Origin of the sequence: Candidatus Methylobacter oryzae (assembly GCF_003994235.2) — a bacterium.
GTDB lineage: Bacteria > Pseudomonadota > Gammaproteobacteria > Methylococcales > Methylomonadaceae > Methylobacter_A > Methylobacter_A oryzae.
This window is the reverse complement of record NZ_RYFG02000010.1, coordinates 264-16,252: the sequence shown is the minus strand read 5'-3', so window position 1 is coordinate 16,252 and position 15,989 is coordinate 264. Positions and strand designations below refer to the sequence as shown.

The 15,989-nt window shown below is 47.6% G+C and carries 18 protein-coding genes and 1 pseudogene; 14 read left to right on the top strand and 5 right to left on the bottom strand.

Annotated elements, in window-relative coordinates:
- Positions 1-177: 177 nt before the first annotated feature.
- From hemF to cpdA, 9 genes and pseudogenes are all read left to right on the top strand, one after another.
- Entirely contained in the window at positions 178-1,092 is a 915-nt protein-coding gene (hemF, locus tag EKO24_RS01985; protein ID WP_127027034.1) for an oxygen-dependent coproporphyrinogen oxidase, read from the top strand.
- A gap of 115 nt (positions 1,093-1,207) precedes the next feature.
- Positions 1,208-2,395, top strand: coding sequence for an acetylornithine transaminase (locus tag EKO24_RS01980; protein ID WP_127027033.1), 1,188 nt, complete (start codon positions 1,208-1,210; stop codon positions 2,393-2,395).
- Entirely contained in the window at positions 2,385-3,293 is a 909-nt protein-coding gene (gene argF, locus EKO24_RS01975) for an ornithine carbamoyltransferase (protein WP_127027032.1), read from the top strand. The genes EKO24_RS01980 and argF overlap by 11 nt, the downstream gene beginning before the upstream one ends.
- Before the next feature lie 88 nt (positions 3,294-3,381).
- The gene (locus EKO24_RS01970) at positions 3,382-4,053 is read left to right on the top strand and encodes a TIGR04211 family SH3 domain-containing protein (protein WP_127027031.1); all 672 of its coding nucleotides are present in this window, start codon (positions 3,382-3,384) and stop codon (positions 4,051-4,053) included.
- Positions 4,054-4,471: 418 nt separating this feature from the next.
- Positions 4,472-4,684 (top strand): annotated as a pseudogene (locus EKO24_RS23530) (putative phage abortive infection protein); the annotation flags it as partial.
- A gap of 64 nt (positions 4,685-4,748) precedes the next feature.
- Entirely contained in the window at positions 4,749-4,973 is a 225-nt protein-coding gene (locus EKO24_RS01960) for an addiction module protein (RefSeq protein WP_127027030.1), read from the top strand.
- Complete coding sequence (locus EKO24_RS01955; RefSeq protein ID WP_127027029.1) at positions 4,970-5,260, top strand: type II toxin-antitoxin system RelE/ParE family toxin; 291 nt, start codon at positions 4,970-4,972, stop codon at positions 5,258-5,260. Before EKO24_RS01960 ends, EKO24_RS01955 begins: the two co-directional genes overlap by 4 nt.
- Positions 5,261-5,317: 57 nt before the next feature.
- Complete coding sequence (gene argA / locus EKO24_RS01950; RefSeq protein WP_127027028.1) at positions 5,318-6,634, top strand: amino-acid N-acetyltransferase; 1,317 nt, start codon at positions 5,318-5,320, stop codon at positions 6,632-6,634.
- Between the two features lie 12 nt (positions 6,635-6,646).
- On the top strand, positions 6,647-7,471 hold the full coding sequence (gene cpdA, locus EKO24_RS01945; RefSeq protein ID WP_338323991.1) for a 3',5'-cyclic-AMP phosphodiesterase: 825 nt from the start codon (positions 6,647-6,649) through the stop codon (positions 7,469-7,471).
- Between the two features lie 54 nt (positions 7,472-7,525).
- Here the strand turns inward: cpdA and EKO24_RS01940 are convergent, their stop codons facing one another.
- From EKO24_RS01940 to EKO24_RS01925, 4 genes are all read right to left on the bottom strand, one after another.
- Complete coding sequence (locus EKO24_RS01940; RefSeq protein ID WP_127027026.1) at positions 7,526-7,852, bottom strand: hypothetical protein; 327 nt, start codon at positions 7,850-7,852, stop codon at positions 7,526-7,528.
- Between the two features lie 72 nt (positions 7,853-7,924).
- A complete protein-coding gene (locus tag EKO24_RS01935; RefSeq protein WP_127027025.1) occupies positions 7,925-8,758 on the bottom strand; it encodes a peptidoglycan-binding protein in 834 nt (277 codons plus the stop codon).
- 189 nt (positions 8,759-8,947) lie between these two features.
- Positions 8,948-9,712, bottom strand: coding sequence for an ABC transporter permease (locus tag EKO24_RS01930; protein ID WP_127027024.1), 765 nt, complete (start codon positions 9,710-9,712; stop codon positions 8,948-8,950).
- Positions 9,712-10,653 carry an ABC transporter ATP-binding protein gene (locus EKO24_RS01925; protein WP_127027023.1) on the bottom strand — a complete coding sequence of 314 codons (942 nt, stop codon included), beginning with the start codon at positions 10,651-10,653 and terminating at the stop codon, positions 9,712-9,714. Before EKO24_RS01925 ends, EKO24_RS01930 begins: the two co-directional genes overlap by 1 nt.
- Before the next feature lie 129 nt (positions 10,654-10,782).
- Between EKO24_RS01925 and ppx the strand changes: the two genes are divergently transcribed.
- Positions 10,783-12,282, top strand: a complete 1,500-nt coding sequence (gene ppx, locus EKO24_RS01920) for an exopolyphosphatase (protein ID WP_127027022.1) — start codon at positions 10,783-10,785, stop codon at positions 12,280-12,282.
- Between the two features lie 10 nt (positions 12,283-12,292).
- Positions 12,293-13,564, top strand: coding sequence for a YfiM family lipoprotein (locus EKO24_RS01915; protein ID WP_127027021.1), 1,272 nt, complete (start codon positions 12,293-12,295; stop codon positions 13,562-13,564).
- A 415-nt stretch (positions 13,565-13,979) separates the two neighbouring features.
- Here the strand turns inward: EKO24_RS01915 and EKO24_RS01910 are convergent, their stop codons facing one another.
- Positions 13,980-14,987: a cytochrome-c peroxidase gene (locus EKO24_RS01910; RefSeq protein ID WP_127027019.1), complete on the bottom strand. Its 1,008-nt coding sequence runs from the start codon at positions 14,985-14,987 to the stop codon at positions 13,980-13,982.
- Positions 14,988-15,126: 139 nt separating this feature from the next.
- Between EKO24_RS01910 and EKO24_RS23010 the strand changes: the two genes are divergently transcribed.
- The 3 genes from EKO24_RS23010 to EKO24_RS23000 are packed head-to-tail and all read left to right on the top strand — an operon-like array spanning position 15,127 to position 15,713.
- Complete coding sequence (locus tag EKO24_RS23010; RefSeq protein WP_241674366.1) at positions 15,127-15,315, top strand: hypothetical protein; 189 nt, start codon at positions 15,127-15,129, stop codon at positions 15,313-15,315.
- A 12-nt stretch (positions 15,316-15,327) separates the two neighbouring features.
- A complete protein-coding gene (locus EKO24_RS23005) occupies positions 15,328-15,483 on the top strand; it encodes a hypothetical protein (protein ID WP_241674365.1) in 156 nt (51 codons plus the stop codon).
- A complete protein-coding gene (locus tag EKO24_RS23000; RefSeq protein ID WP_241674364.1) occupies positions 15,480-15,713 on the top strand; it encodes a helicase-related protein in 234 nt (77 codons plus the stop codon). Before EKO24_RS23005 ends, EKO24_RS23000 begins: the two co-directional genes overlap by 4 nt.
- Positions 15,714-15,989 lie beyond the last annotated feature (276 nt).

The window sequence follows — 15,989 nt, the reverse complement described above, 5'->3', positions numbered from 1 at the left end:
ATTTTCGATAGAAAGTATACGCTACGGTCTGTTTTTCTAATTGTTAAATTCTTCAAATGCACAGAGAATATAGCGATCATGATAATGCTTTGGCCGGTTTGGCACGTTGGGCAGCGATAGTTTGCGGTCCTGAATTTGCTAATGGCCGGCATTTAAAAACACAACACTGGCCTGCGCATGAATACTGACAACATCACCGAAGTAAAAAACTATCTGCTAAATTTACAAGACCGGATCGGCATGGCGCTGGAAAGCGTGGAGCCTGAAGCCCGGTTTGCTGAAGACCTTTGGGACAGGGAAGAAGGTGGTGGCGGCAGGACGCGCGTCATAGCGGACGGCCAGGTTTTCGAGCAGGGCGGCGTGAATTTTTCGCATGTATCCGGCTTTAAGCTTCCTCCTTCCGCAACGGCTAAACGTCCCCAGCTTGCGGACAGGCAATTTCAGGCGATGGGCGTGTCGCTGGTCATTCATCCCAAAAATCCTTACGTGCCGACATCGCACGCTAACGTACGGTTTTTAATCGCTGAAAAACCGGGTGAGCCGACGATCTGGTGGTTTGGCGGCGGCTTTGATTTAACACCGTTTTACCCATTCGACGAAGATGTATTGCATTGGCATCAAACCGCTCGCGACGTCTGCCGGGCTTTCGGCGACGATGTCTACCCGGCTTACAAAAAATGGTGCGACGAGTATTTTTTCCTTAAACACAGAAACGAGACGCGCGGCGTAGGCGGACTATTTTTCGACGATTTGAACGAGTGGGGTTTCGAGCGGTCTTTTGCTTTCATGCAAAGCGTCGGCAATCATTATATCGATGCTTATCTGCCTATCGTGCAAAAACGCAAGGATACGCCTTACGGCGACCGGGAGCGCGGTTTTCAGCTATACCGCCGCGGACGCTACGTTGAGTTTAACTTGGTTTACGATCGCGGCACTTTGTTCGGCCTGCAATCCGGAGGGCGAACCGAATCGATTTTGATGTCCATGCCGCCGGTCGCGCACTGGAAATATAACTGGCAGCCCGAGCCGGGAAGTGCCGAAGCTAGGCTCTACGAAGACTATTTAAAGCCGCGGAATTGGTTGGGTGTTTGAACAGACTCTCTGCCTCTTCATTAGAACTTGCCTGATAACTCATTGAAACCTATAATCGAGCGTTTTTTTAATGGGCGGTAGTTTGTCGCCTATTTATTCGTGATAGACGGAATCAATGACTAGCCACATTATGCCAACTTATGGACGTTTACCCATTTCCTTTGAACGGGGAGAAGGCGCATGGTTGTTTGATCAAAACAATAATCGCTATCTGGATGCGGTATCCGGTATAGCGGTATGCAGCTTGGGCCATGCTCACCCTGCCGTGCATCAAGCCATTTGTAAACAAAGCGAAAAATTGGTGCATACCTCTAACCTGTACGGTATTGCCGTACAGGAACAGTTAGCCGACCGGCTGACCGAAAAAAGCGGCATGGACAACGTGTTTTTTTGTAATTCCGGTGCCGAGGCTAATGAAGCGGCAATCAAACTGGCGCGTAAATACGGCCACGAGCAAGGCATAGAAAAGCCTGCGATTATTGTTATGGAAAAAAGCTTCCATGGCCGCACGCTGGCTACATTAAGTGCCACCGGTAACGCTAAAATCCAGCAAGGTTTTGAGCCTTTGGTTGAAGGCTTTATTCGCGTGCCGTACAACGACGTCAACGCGATCGAGCAAGCGCTTGAACAGCATAAGAATGTCGCCGCTATTTTGCTTGAACCGGTTCAAGGGGAGGGCGGCGTTAATATTCCGGCTGCCGATTACCTTAACCAAATACGTAGTCTATGCGACCGGCATGACTTGTTGATGATGCTTGATGAAATCCAGACCGGCGTGGGGCGCACCGGTAAGTTCCTTGCTTTTCAGCATAACGGCATACTTCCCGATGTCTGTACGTTGGCTAAAGCATTGGGTAACGGCGTACCGATCGGCGCCTGTCTTGCACGAGGCAAAGCAGCCAAGCTGTTCACTGCCGGTAACCACGGTTCTACTTTTGGCGGCAATCCGTTAGCGTGTAGTGCTGCTTTAGCGGTATTGGCAACTTTAGATGCTGAAAACCTGATCGAGCAAGCTACGCAAAAAGGCGATGCGATCTGCTCGGCATTTAAGAAACGTTTACAAGGCAATACGCATATTGTCGATATTCGTCATAAAGGCATGATGATCGGTATCGAACTCGACCGTCCATGCGCGGAGCTTGTGCAGGCAGCCTTACAAAATAATTTATTGATTAACGTCACCAGCGAGAAAACCATTCGCTTGCTGCCGCCGTTAATTATTGATGACCAACAAATCACTCAACTTGTAGAAACTTTATCGGCGCTTATTGTTAAGCATATAGACATACCCTATGAATCCTAGACATTTCATCAGCCTGCTTGACTTATCCGGCGACGAATTTCGCAGCTTGATCGACAGAGGCATCGTTTTAAAACACAACCGCGATCCCAATTATCAACCGTTAAAAGGACAAGTCCTGGCGATGATTTTTGAAAAATCGTCGACGCGCACCCGCATTTCATTTGAATCGGGAATGAGCCACTTCGGCGGTAGCGCACTGTTTTTATCGCCCAGGGATACCCAATTGGGGCGCGGAGAGCCGTTAAAAGACAGCGCCAAAGTCATCTCCAGCATGGTCGATTGCATCATGCTTCGAACCGATAAACACGAAACGGTAACTACGTTCGCCGAGTATTCGAGTGTTCCGGTAATCAACGGCTTGACCGACCTTCAGCATCCTTGCCAATTGCTGGCGGACATGCAGACTTATTTTGAACATCGCGGCGATATTAAAGGCAAAACAGTTACCTGGATCGGCGACGGCAATAATATGTGCCACTCTTATATTCATGCGGCCATGGTGTTGGATTTTACGTTGCATATTGCCTGTCCGGATGATTACCGGCCGTTAGCTTCGATCGTCGAGGCCGCCGGGGATCGTGTCAGATTCTTCGATACACCGTTGGCTGCAGCCCAAGACTCGGACCTGATCGTCACCGACGTATGGGCCAGCATGGGGCAGGAAGAAGAACAAAAACAACGCGAAATAGCGTTTAAAGACTATCAGGTCAATGCTGAAGTCATGAAAGCTGCAAATCACGATGCGTTGTTTATGCATTGTTTGCCGGCTCATCGCGGCGAAGAGGTCAGTGGCGATGTGATTGACGGTAATCAAAGCGTTATCTTTGATGAAGCTGAAAATCGCCTGCATGCACAAAAGGCATTGCTGGAATTTCTGCTGTGCAAGAAATCACGTTAGAATTAAGTTTAGCTGCACCGGTTTTTCGCCGGTTGCGGCACTTCAGCCATTCCTGACAGTCGTGATACGACCAATAATAGAGATTCAAGTGAAAAAAATACTCAGCTCGTTTTTTATCTTACTGGTAACCGCTGGTTCAGCCCAAGCCGAAACCGTCTATGTTACTGACAATTTGAATTTATCGCTCAGGAGCGAAGAAAATAACAGCAGTAAAGTTGTAAAACTACTCCCGACCGGCACCCCGCTTACGGTCATTGAAGAAAATAAAATCACCGGTTTTTCTCATGTTCGCCTGCATGACGGCACCGAAGGTTACATGCCGATCCGTAACACCATGAAGGAACTGCCCAGCCGGACTCAACTGGATACGGCTAATAAAAATCTAGCGGCGTTACAGGCTGAAAATGCCACGCTCAAGTCTGAATTGGCGACAGTCAAAGATTCCATTACGCCGGGCACAACGCTTGAGCAGTCGTTGGCGTCGGAACGCGACCAATTGAGCCGGGAACTTAGTGAGCTGAAAAAAACCGCAGCCAGCACGATAGAGTTAAAAAACCAACGCGATGAGCTTCAAGAGCGCGTCGTTAATGTTGAACGTGAATTGCAACAATTCAAGCTTGAGAATCAGGCCTTGCAAGACACGGCTAACCAAGACTGGTTTTTATACGGCGGTATCTTATCCCTTATCGGTGTTATCCTGGGATTTATCTTACCTAAGCTCAGCTGGCGGCGTAGTAGGAGCAGTTGGGATTCGTACTGATCAAGGCAAAATTTTTCGGCGAAACGAGTATCGTTTTGCTGGAAACGCCGGTTCTCGCTACTGCTCGAACCGGTCTACAACACTAAGATTATCAGCAGAGTCATTTCAAAAACAAAATACGGTATTAGAGAAACAACAATTTGAGACTCCATTTTTTCAAATGCTGACGTTGTTTAATGAGATTATCAATTCAATCGAAACTATGGCACTTATTCCTCATATGTACACGATGGAAAAGGATCACCTATTCGATTACCAGATGAATATGATGCGGATACAGAAGTAATCAAGGGGCGTAAATGTTTTAATGAACTCTATGATTGGTTTTACTTAGAACATCAATACGAGCTTGGACACTATTTTAGGATGCTGTACAACATCATAAAATCTTGTAAAAAATAGTAATGTCTCCGATAAACATTTCTATACAAACATTGTCAGGGAGCAACTATCCAGTCAGGAGTTTCTTCTTTTGTTCTACAATGCGCTAAGTCATTTGAGTAATGAAAATTTCAAATCTTTGATTGAAGAGTTTGCATTACTCAAAACTCTTCCTAAAAAGGAATTATTTCAATCTGAAACGCATCCAAACTTGTATGGCAACGGTGCTTACGGCAATTCAATCAAGTAGGGTATGCTGTCGTACTTTTTATGCGGGCTCAGGGTTGGTGAGCTTGCAAAATTAGAGGTGATTTATGAATATAGAAACAATTACCGAACAAGCATTAAAACTCGCCCCTGCCTCAAGGGCCTATATCGCGGAAATATTGCTTGAAAGCTTGGATTACGAAGAAGACTTCATCGTTTCAGAAGAATGGCAGCAGGAAATACAAAAGCGTTGTAAAGAAATAGATGCAGATCCTTCGGTATTGGTTGATGGTGAGCAAGTCATGGCCGAGCTGAAACGACGCTATTTATGAAGTTTTTTCTGCACCCTCAAGCACAAGAGGAGTTGGAACAAACGATTCTGTTTTACAAGCAACAACAAGTGGGTTTAGAAAAGCGCTTTATTGAGGCAGTGCAAGACGCGATTAACAGAGCATGCCGAAACCCGCTACTGTACCGAAAGATAGATGACGATATTAGAAAATGTCGTTTGTTACATTTTCCTTATGCAGTCATTTTTAGAATAAAGCCGGATCTGTTAGAAATAATTGCGATCATGCATTTAAGAAAACAGCCCAATTATTGGCAATCTCGAAAATAACGAGTAATTCTGGGTGGACTGATGAAAGGAAATCAATCACTCATCAATCAAATAGTCATGGACTCACAAAAATCTTTCGTCAGCTGGTTCAGGGACTCATCCCCATACATCCACGCCCACCGCAACAAAACTTTCGTCATCTCGTTCGGCGGCGAAGCCGTGTTGGCTGACGATTTCGATCATCATGTCCACGACTTCGCGCTGCTTAACAGCCTCGGCATTCGTCTCGTTTTGGTTCACGGCATACGCCCGCAGATCGACCAGCGTCTTGCGAAGCTCGACGTTCCGGCTCGTTTCCATAATAATTTGCGCATTACCGACGACATCGCGTTGCAATGCGTGAAAGAAGCCGCCGGCTTGGTCCGCGTCGAAATTGAGGCGCTGTTATCGATGGGGCTGGCTAATTCGCCGATGGCTGGCGCAAAAATCAAGGTGGCCTCAGGCAATTTTGTCGTCGCCAAACCGATAGGCGTGATTGACGGCATCGACTATTGTCATACCGGCGAGGTTCGCCGCATCGACAGCGCCGCCATTCACCAGCAACTCGACCAGGACAATGTGGTGTTGATCTCGCCGGTCGGTTATTCGCCAAGCGGCGAAGTCTTTAATCTGTCGGCCGAACAAGTTGCGACGGCGGTTTCAATTGCGTTAAAAGCCGAAAAACTGGTTTTATTGACTGAACAAAGCTGCTGTAATCCCGATAACGGCGAACAAATCCAGCAAATGACCACCGCCGAAGCCGGCACTTTCTTACAGCAACATTCGGACATATCCACCAGTATCAGCTTGCCGCTGAAAGCCGCGATGCAAAGCTGCCAGTCCGGTATTGATCGCGTACATTTAATTAACCGGGCCATAGACGGCGCGTTGTTGCTTGAGTTATTCAGCCGCGACGGCATAGGTACGCTGATCAGCTCAACGGCTTTTGAAGAATTGCGTCCGGCAACGTTGAACGACATCGGCGGCATACTGGAATTGATCAAGCCGCTGGAACAGCAAGGCAAATTAGCCAAACGCTCGCGGGAAAAAATTGAAATGGAAATTGCCGACTATATCGTCATAGAGCGCGACGGTCTGATTATCGGTTGCATGGCTTTGCACCCGGATCTGCAAGGCCGTTTCGGTGCGATTGCCTGTCTTGCCGTGCATGCCGATTACCGCGGTTCGCATCGGGGTAACCGGATGCTGGAATATGTGTATCGCAGGGCGGCAGAGCTGCGGCTTAAAAGGTTATTCGTGCTGTCTACGCAAACGATGCACTGGTTTATTGAACGGGGTTTTTTATCGTCAAGCATTAGCGATCTCCCCGATCAACTTAAGACTTTATATAATCCACAAAGAAATTCCAAAATTCTCTGTAAAGACATGACGTAAAGGCTTGCCATGATGAATAATCCCGCCAGTATATCAATCCTGCAATTATCCGATTCGCATATCATGAAAGAGCCGGATGGCAAATTGTTGGGCATTAATACCGAGCATTATTTTCATGCCTGTCTTGAGCAGGCTTTTCGGCTGAGCTCACGACAGGCTCTTGCTGAAAAGCCGTATTTCGATTTGATTTTGTTTACCGGCGATTTGGCACAGGAGCCTTGTCCGGAAAGTTACCGGCGCATTTTGAGCAGCCTTGAGCCTTACCGGACGCCATGCATTTGCCTGCCCGGCAACCATGATGACTATGAGCTGATGCAGCGGGTCTTAAACACCGACAAGGTAAACTGCCGCAAACAGGTTATTCTGGATAACTGGCAACTCATTAGCCTGAATAGTCAAATACCTGGGGAAGCGGGTGGTCGTTTAGCGGAAGAAGAATTGGCGTTTCTCGAAGAGTGTTTGATTAAAATCCCGGATCGTCATGCACTTATCGCTGTCCATCATCATCTTCTGGAAACTAAAAGTCCCTGGATGGACGCGATGATCATAGAAAACAGCCAAGAGTTATTGGCGATAACGGCTAAATATCCGCAAGTAAAAGTTATAACTACCGGACATATTCATCAGGTTATGGATGTGAGAACATCAACTCTTCGGATATTGGGAGCGCCTTCTACATGCTTTCAATTTACGCCCGAAGCCCCCGATTTCAGCGTCAGCGAAACGGCTCCGGGTTATCGGTTAATAGAGCTGTATGCGGATGGACAGGTTGAATCCGAGGTTGTGCGTTTGCCGGGGTCGTTGCCCGAATTACGATCGATTACCCATGGATATTAAGCGGGTATGGGGTCCATAGGCGCCTTACAGATTGTTAGCGACGAATATACCGTTTTACAGATTTGTCATCTCCAGGATTTCCTGTCCGATAAGTAAACATTGTCCCTCCATTTGAGCGTAAATAAAATGCATCCGGTAGGTTCCTTTATAGATATGTCCATATACTTCCAGAACGTCAAATTTGTTGTTTCCGGCGGGATTTTTTATCGGTTTAAGCACGGTGACATGTTTGTCGATTTCGCTTCTGTCATCCGGGCCGAAATGAAAATCCAATAGCTTTTTGGCTTGAATAACGGCATCTTCCGAGCAGTGATGCACCGGCTCGGCGGATGCAAACGTCGATGTAATAAAAAGTAAAGCCGACAACATATATTTAATCATTTTTTCTCCTGGATAAAGGGCAGGTTAGATATTTACATAGTCTTGCATTGTAAATATCTAACCTGCAATGTGCTAACTTAGCAAGGCGTAGTATTGCTTAAAATATTGCGTGCGGTCAGCCAAACCATTAGTTCCTCCGTTGACTTTTTGAGTTACCGCTGTGATAACGGCATCCGTTGCGCCGCCGTCACAGATAGTCCATATTTTATTGGCGTCAAAGAAAAACGCGGCCGATGCCAGCGGATACTCGGTGGCGACTAAATCGGGATCGGCGACTGTGTCCGCGCCGACGCTCTGGCCGAAAGCGGTGTAATTCGATCTGCCGGTCAATTGAATATAGCCGCGGCCCCTGAACGTGTAACCGTCGCCGCTGGCCTCGTCGCCGTTGCCCATTCTGTTGGCGTAAACCCGCGAAGCTATTTTTTCCGGTTGGCTCGCGTAAGTCTCGTTTAACGGTTCGGGAAAATATTTTGGAAAAACATTTTTCAAACTGTCGGCGGAATAATTCAAGTTTTCCTGAACTACCTTGAATTCCGCGCTTTCGTGTGCGCACTGCGCCAAGAAATGGGCCAGTCGCAATGCGTTGCTGAGCTCGGTTATTGCCGGTATTTGGGCAATGACGGCATCGGGAATATGGCCTTTGAGCGCATTTAGCGAGCTGGATAAGTTGCTGTCGACGTTAGAACCGGTCTCGGTTGTTGCTATGCTTGCGGCTGTAGACGAGTCGGGAAACAGCGCCGCCCAAGTTGAGTTGCCGACAATGCCGTCCGCGATGAGGCCGTTTTGCGTTTGCCATGCTTTTACCGCTGTTTCTGTGCCTGGACCAAAAATGCCGTCGGCAGTTAAACCCAGCCGGGCTTGAAGCGTTTTAACGTCGTCGCCTGTAGAGCCTTTTTTTAATAGCATCGCACTCCCATTGATTGTTTTTTAATTGTGTATTGTTAGGAAATTTTTGCCTGCGCAAAGCTGTGTTTCATCCGGCATTGCCCTGTAAGAGATAATGCCGTTTAGCTTCCGGTCTTTGTGGTAGGTACATAATAAGTAATTAACGAGATTTTGCTTAAGTTAATGTCCGGCATTAGTTTGAGCGGTTGGCTAGTTTTTGATGCCGATGCCTTTGTGCAGCAGGTATAGGCTGAACAAAGTCAACGTGGCGATAAAACCGCAGGTGATCGCAAACGTTATCGGCACATCGATGTCGGTCACGCCTATCAGGCCGTAGCGGAAGGCGTTGACCATGTACAAAATCGGGTTGCCCATCGAGATCGACTGCCAAATACCGGGCAGCATGTCCACTGAATAAAATACGCCGCCAAGGTAACTTAACGGTGTCAGGACGAAGTTCGGAATAATCGAAATATCGTCGAAGCTTTCCGCAAGTATCGCATTGATAAAGCCTGCCAGCGAAAACACCGTGGCCGTCAGCACTGCAATTGATAAACTAATGGCCGCATTGCTCACTCTAATGTCGGTAAACAATAAAGAAATCAAAGCCACGACAACGCCGACCAGTAAGCCGCGGGTAATGCCTCCACTCACGTATCCGCCAAGAATTACCCAGTTTGGTATCGGTGCAACCAGCAGTTCTTCAATATTGCGTTGGAACTTGGTTGAATAAAATGAAGACACTACATTAGCGTAGGAATGGCTGATAACCGACATTAAAATGATGCCGGGAACGATATAGTCCATATAGCTGGCGCCGTTGATCGTGCCTATGCGGTCGCCGATCAACTTGCCGAAAATCAGGAAATACAGGGCGGTGGTGATGGCAGGCGGCAGCAGGGTTTGCGGCCAGATACGGATAAAGCGGAATATTTCCTTGACAACAATGGTTCTGAAAGCAATCGAGACATTCATTATTTATCACCTGCCGCTTTTGAATCTTTCGGATTTGAATCGATTAAATCCATAAATAGCTGCTCCAGCCGGTTACTTTTGTTTTTTAAGCTGGTGACTTCGATATTTTGCGCGCTTAACTGGCTGAATAGTTTGTTAAGCCCGTGCTCTTTAGCTACCGCGACATTAAGCGACCTGTCGGTCAGCAGTTCAATCTGGCAGCCTTCAATGACTGGCGCTACGGTAACCGGGTGAGCCAGATCCAGCACGAAATGTTCAATATGCAGTCGTGCCAGCAAGCTCGCCATATCGGAGTGTTCGATGATTTTGCCGTGATTGATGATCGCAATATTGCGGCACAGGCTTTCCGCTTCTTCAAGATAGTGCGTCGTTAAAATGATAGTCGTGCCTTGCTGGTTCACTTCCTGCATCATTTGCCACATTGAACGGCGTATTTCTATGTCGACGCCCGCGGTCGGTTCGTCGAGAATTAACAGCTTGGGTGCATGTACCAGGGCGCGAGCTATCATGACCCGGCGTTTCATGCCGCCGGACAAGCGTCTGGAAACCGTGTCGCGCTTGTCCCATAAATCCATTTGTTTAAGGCAGTACTCGGCGCGCTGCAATGCGAGTTTACGCGGCGTGCCGTAATAACCGGCCGAATTGAGCAAAATACTTTTGACGGTATCGAACTGATTGAAATTGACTTCTTGGGGAACAAGGCCGATGCAGCTTTTGGCTAAGGCCCGCTCACGTTGTAGATCGTGTCCGAAGATACTGACCGAGCCGCCGGATTCGTTGATCAACGAGCTGATAATACCGATAGCCGTTGACTTGCCTGCGCCGTTGGGGCCGAGCAATGCAAAAAAATCGCCGGCTTCGACATCAAGGTCAATGCCTTTTAAGGCTTCAAAGCCGTTATTGTAGGTTTTTCTGAGATTACGCAGGGACAATGCATTCATGCTGAAACTAACACTTAACGGAAACCTTCAAATAAGTTAAATTACGCGTTTCATCCATAGCTTTGGATGGTCAAAACCATGCGATTTTATCAGATATTAACACGCTTCATAAACAAAACTGGATAACTTGTGCCGAAGAAACCTCCCGAAACCGTTGCCGCTGTAGACTTGGGTTCTAACAGCTTTCATATGATCGTTTGCAGCTTAACCAATGGTAATTTGCAAACGTTGGATCGCCTTAAAGAAATGGTAAGGCTTGCATCCGGCTTGGACAAAAGGAATTATCTTGATATTGAAACCCAGGAAAGAGCTTTGGGATGTTTGGAGCGATTCGGGCAAAGAATCCGTAACTTTTCGCCGGAAAGCGTTCGCATTGTCGGTACCAGTACCTTGCGTCAGGCTAAAAACTCCCAACAGTTCCTGGAAAAAGCCGAGAAAGCGCTGAACCATCCTATCCACATTATTTCAGGCATAGAAGAAGCCCGTTTGATTTATCAGGGTGTCGCCCATAGTTTGGGCAGCAACGCCAACTTGCGCCTGGTTATGGATATCGGCGGCGGCAGTACGGAATACATCATAGGTTCCGGCGATACGCCCAGAGTTAAAGAAAGTACGCCGATGGGCTGCGTGGTAGTTAGCAATGCTTTTTTTAGCGAAGGCAAGTTGTCCAGGAGTGCGTTTACCCGCGCAACCTTGTTTGCCGAACAACAGCTTGAGCCGATTCAAAAACAATTTCAACGCAAGAACTGGGATGAGGCTATCGGCGCATCGGGTAGTTTAAAGGCTATCGATAAAGTCCTTAAAGCTAAGGGCTGGAGCAACAACGGAATAACGCTGGAAGGTCTCGAACATCTGGTCGCGCACCTGAATCAGTGCGGCCATGTTAACGAGTTGAATTTGCCCGATCTCGATCCTGAACGTTTGCCGGTGTTTCCAGGTGGCGTGGCAATCATCTACGCCACGTTCAAAAGCTTGGGTATTGAGCAAATGACCGTCTCCGACGGCGCGCTTAGGGAAGGCGTGATTCAAGATCTATTGGGCCGGCTTTATGATCACGATATTCGCTCCGCAACCGTGCAGGCCATAGCGGAACGCTATCACGTCGATAAAGACCATGCTGCTCGCGTCAAGCGGACGATCGGCTATGTGCTGAACCAATTAGGAGAGGATTTTGGAGGGGATAACCACGAGAACATGGTGCAGTTTTTAAATTGGGCGGCGGAATTACATGAGATAGGCCAGGATATTGCCCATAGCCACTACCATAAACACAGCGCGTATATCGTTGAGAATGGCGATTTTTCCGGTTTTTCCAGACAGGACCAGATCTTGTTGTCAACCATTGTCAGGTCGCATCGGCGTAAGCTTTCCCGATCGCTGTTCAAGGAGTTGCCGTCTCCTTGGAATGTGGACGCAATCACGTTGACCGTTATTTTGCGCTTGTCGGTATTGCTGCATCGTAATCGCCAGGAAAACGACAAACCCGATTTCAAAATATCGCTGGCAAAATCAAAAGTTCGTTTGCAGTTTCCCGACCAATGGCTAGCTCAGGCGCCGTTGACCCATGCCGATTTAATTCAGGAAGCCGATTATTTAAAGTCGGCAGGATTCAAACTGGAATTTGCCTAAGCGGCGGCTAATGAAAATTTTAATACGCCTCCCTTTATATTTTTTCAGCTTATTGGTCATTTTATGCGTGATGCTGGTTCTTTTCGGAGTCGGCAACACGCCCGAGCTTGAAGTAGGTTGGGAGCCTACCCGCGAGGACCTGATCAGGGCAAAAAAGATTTTGCATGAGGGTTCTAAAACCAAGCCGGATGAGATTGGCATTGTTGAATTAAGCGAAGCCGACTTGAATCTTGCCGGCGATTATTTGTTAAACCGCTATAGCAAAAGCGCGGCCGATCTGGACCTCAAAAACAATGAGCTGAGATTCAAAGTCACCATGGCCTTGCCCAAGAATATTTTGGGCAAGTACTTAAACATCAGCTTCCGGTTAGGCAACGTCGAAGGCAATGATCTTCCCGTCATCACAAAATTTAAAGCCGGAAAATTATTGCTGCCGGCAAAACTGGCGGCTTTTATCATCGACAAGATTATCCAGCATTCATCGCTGAATGAATATTTCATTCTGGCAACCCGCCCCATCAAAGCCATTAAAATTGACGATGAAAAGCTCGCCATTACCTATTATCCGAACAAGGATACATTAATTCAGGCACGAAATTTCCTGACCCATACCGGTGACAATTCGACGCTGAATATCTACCAGCAAAAGCTCGCCGACATCGTCGCCAAACACGACCCCGAATGGCGTTTATCGCTGGCGGAGCTGTTGCGTCCGCTGTTCGAATTGGCTTATCAGCGTTCTACACTGGAAACTGCGATAGATGAGAACAGGATTGTTATTTCCGCGATTAACGACTATGTAAATAAGCAGGAGACGAAAAAACTTTTGTCTGCGCCGGACTCTGTACCGTTGCCCGGACAACAATATTCCGCTTTTTTATATAAACGCATTGATTTGGCCCAGCACTTCATAGGTTCAGCAGCATTGACCGCATCGGTGAACAAACAAGCGGCACAGATTGCTGGTGAAGAAAAAGAATTAAGCGATGCGCAAGAAGGCGGTAGCGGCTTCAGTTTTATTGATTTGGCGGCCGACAAAGCCGGTACGCGCTTTGGTGAAATGGCGACATCGTCGCCGGAAAATGCGCGAAAAATGCAAAAAGCGATGTCAATGATAAAAGATTACAGCGACTTTATGCCGGATCCCAGGGATCTTCCCGAGCATATGAACGAGGCCGATTTCAAACAGCGCTTTGAATCAATAAACAGCCCTGTTTATCAGGAAATTTCAAAGCAGATCGATGCCCGTATTTCAGCAACGCCTATTTATAACGCTGAATAAAAAGGCTAACTATTCAGCACATGAAGAAATGGAACCCGGCAATTGCTCTGCCTCCCCCATCCATGGGGTCGTTCCTCCTGCATGACCTACCGGGATGTAGCGGTCGCGATTGCTCCCTGTAATCTTGCGGCGTTCCCACCATCCTTGGCGGCCATGCAGATATTGCATAAGGCCATGGATAGTCTGTAGTAGAGCAACGCAGGAGCAGTTGCCGAGGAGCATATTTGTCCATGCAGTCGACGGATGGCGCGGATTAAACGGATCATCACTGATCTTTAAAAGCATAATTAGACTTGGCTTGGGCTAGAAATCCGCGTAAATCCGTCCCATCCGTGTGCTATTGGGAATACGCGGAATAGTTACAAAAAAGGGAGCTATAAAAGCTCCCTTTGTCTAAGCCGTTTAATTAACCCGCTTAATTGTTGAATGTAGAACCTGATGTGCCTGGAAGAGTCGGCATTTTCTGTCTAGGAAACTCGCCGGTCAAACCATTCAGGAACGCGACAATATCTGCAACTTCTTGTTTAGATAAATCTTTGCCTAATTGCAGTTTGGCCATCAACGTAACCGCTTGATCCAGCGTTTTAACCGAACCGTTGTGGAAATAAGGTGCGGTCAAAGCGATATTCCGCAAAGTAGGAACTTTGAATAAATGCTCATCGGCCGGGTTTTTGCTGACTTCCGCCAAGCCCTTGTCTTTGCTGAAATGATGTTGTGCTTCCCAGTAGCCGTTAGGAATGACAGGGAATTTTTGGAACATACCGGGACCGTTAAATGCAGGGCCGCTATGGCAATTGGTACAACCTAATTCCGCAACCTTTTCCATGCCGTGGACTTGTTGAGCCGATAAAGCCGATTTTTCGCCGGAAACATAACGGTCATAAGGGCTGTTAGGCGTAATCAGAGTTCTTTCGTAAGCTGCGATTGCTTTAGTCGCAGTTTCTTTAGAGATTGAGTCTTTACCGAAGGCTTGTTCAAATGGTTCTTTATAACCTTCAATCGATTTTAAACGCGCGACGACTTCATCCCAATTTTTCATGCCCATTTCAATCGGGTTGGTTACAGGGCCTGCTGCTTGATCTTCCAGGCTTGCCGCTCTGCCGTCCCAAAATTGGACTTTATTAAACGCCGAATTCCAAACTGTCGGTGCGCTGCGTCCACCGGTTTGACCGTTAACGCCCATGGCAACCGCTCTATTGTCTTCGCCGCCCAGCATCGTGTTGTGGCAAGAAGAACAAGAAACCGTTCCGGTAGAAGATAAACGCGGGTCATGATAAAGCATTTGACCTAACTCGACTTTTGCCGGCGTAGTTGGGTTATCGGCAGGCGACTCAGCGTGTGTCGGCAACGCTTCCCAAGCTGAAGCGACCGAAATTGAACTTGTTAATGCTAACGCGGTAACCAGCGAACGAATTTTAAACATACCTCACTCCAAATTATTATTTAATGTTATTAGTGGGAAGGAAACCTATAGCCCGGTAACCTGAATGTACACCAGCGGAATTGTAAGATATGCAACGGATAAGGTACAACCAAATTTCCTTGCTTGGGCCTTACTGCCCATGATTAACCGATGTTACGCATTATCGACGAAAGGCACTAAAAGCATCGTCTGTAGGTTTTTCGCTGACAGCGTCATACTTACCTGTATTCCATTGAAAGTATTGGCCGAAATCATGAAATTACGCCGCGCCTGCTGCAATCTGCGCTTGGCGATTGAAGACAGCGCCATTCCCAGTTCCAAGCTGTAAGCTTTTGAGGAATTGGTCGATGAATTGCTGGACAATCGCCATAAAGCGCTGGTATTCAGCCAGTTTGTCGGGCATTTGGCGCTGATTCGCGAACTGCTGGATAAAAAGGCATCGCCTATCATTACCTGGACGGCGCAACCCCGGCGCCGCAACGGAAAAAAGCCATGAACGCATTCCAGGCCGGGGAGGGCGATTGGTTTTTAATCAGCCTGAAAGCGGGCGGTACCGGCTTGAACCTGACCTCCGCCGACTATGTAATCCACATGGACCCGTGGTGGAACACGGCGGTTGAAGACCAGGCGTCCGAGTGCGCTCATCGCATAGGCCAGCAGCGTCCGGTGACTATTTATCGCCTAGTCGCCAAAGACACCATTGAAGACAAGATTCGAGCTGCATAAATACAAGCCGACTTGGCCAGTAGCCTGCTCGAAGGCGGCGAAGTCAGCGGCAAAATGTCGGTTGAGGATATGATGGCGTTGATTAGGGAGATTGATTAATGAGTGGCTACCCAAAGGACGTAGGGTGCTTCTGCGAGGAAATAAAAAGTGTGGCTGGCATCCTAAATTAGGGGAGGGTGTCAGAGTTGATCCAATGGACTCAACACTCCCCGGCCGCCTTTATTCAATACATGGGTATAAATCATTGTCGTGGAAACATCGCTATGTCCCAACAAC

Bases quoted from the DNA above. Each gene is read 5' to 3' on its own strand.
- EKO24_RS01955 (WP_127027029.1), top strand. From the start codon at position 4,970: ATGAAGTTTTTTCTGCACCCTCAAGCACAAGAGGAGTTGGAACAAACG.
- EKO24_RS23000 (WP_241674364.1), top strand. From the start codon at position 15,480: ATGAACGCATTCCAGGCCGGGGAGGGCGATTGGTTTTTAATCAGCCTG.
- EKO24_RS23010 (WP_241674366.1), top strand. From the start codon at position 15,127: ATGATTAACCGATGTTACGCATTATCGACGAAAGGCACTAAAAGCATC.
- argF (WP_127027032.1), top strand. From the start codon at position 2,385: ATGAATCCTAGACATTTCATCAGCCTGCTTGACTTATCCGGCGACGAA.
- EKO24_RS01910 (WP_127027019.1), bottom strand. From the start codon at position 14,987: ATGTTTAAAATTCGTTCGCTGGTTACCGCGTTAGCATTAACAAGTTCA.
- EKO24_RS01960 (WP_127027030.1), top strand. From the start codon at position 4,749: ATGAATATAGAAACAATTACCGAACAAGCATTAAAACTCGCCCCTGCC.
- cpdA (WP_338323991.1), top strand. From the start codon at position 6,647: ATGAATAATCCCGCCAGTATATCAATCCTGCAATTATCCGATTCGCAT.
- EKO24_RS01980 (WP_127027033.1), top strand. From the start codon at position 1,208: ATGACTAGCCACATTATGCCAACTTATGGACGTTTACCCATTTCCTTT.
- argA (WP_127027028.1), top strand. From the start codon at position 5,318: ATGGACTCACAAAAATCTTTCGTCAGCTGGTTCAGGGACTCATCCCCA.
- EKO24_RS01930 (WP_127027024.1), bottom strand. From the start codon at position 9,712: ATGAATGTCTCGATTGCTTTCAGAACCATTGTTGTCAAGGAAATATTC.
- EKO24_RS01935 (WP_127027025.1), bottom strand. From the start codon at position 8,758: ATGCTATTAAAAAAAGGCTCTACAGGCGACGACGTTAAAACGCTTCAA.
- EKO24_RS01940 (WP_127027026.1), bottom strand. From the start codon at position 7,852: ATGATTAAATATATGTTGTCGGCTTTACTTTTTATTACATCGACGTTT.
- EKO24_RS01925 (WP_127027023.1), bottom strand. From the start codon at position 10,653: ATGAATGCATTGTCCCTGCGTAATCTCAGAAAAACCTACAATAACGGC.
- EKO24_RS01915 (WP_127027021.1), top strand. From the start codon at position 12,293: ATGAAAATTTTAATACGCCTCCCTTTATATTTTTTCAGCTTATTGGTC.
- hemF (WP_127027034.1), top strand. From the start codon at position 178: ATGAATACTGACAACATCACCGAAGTAAAAAACTATCTGCTAAATTTA.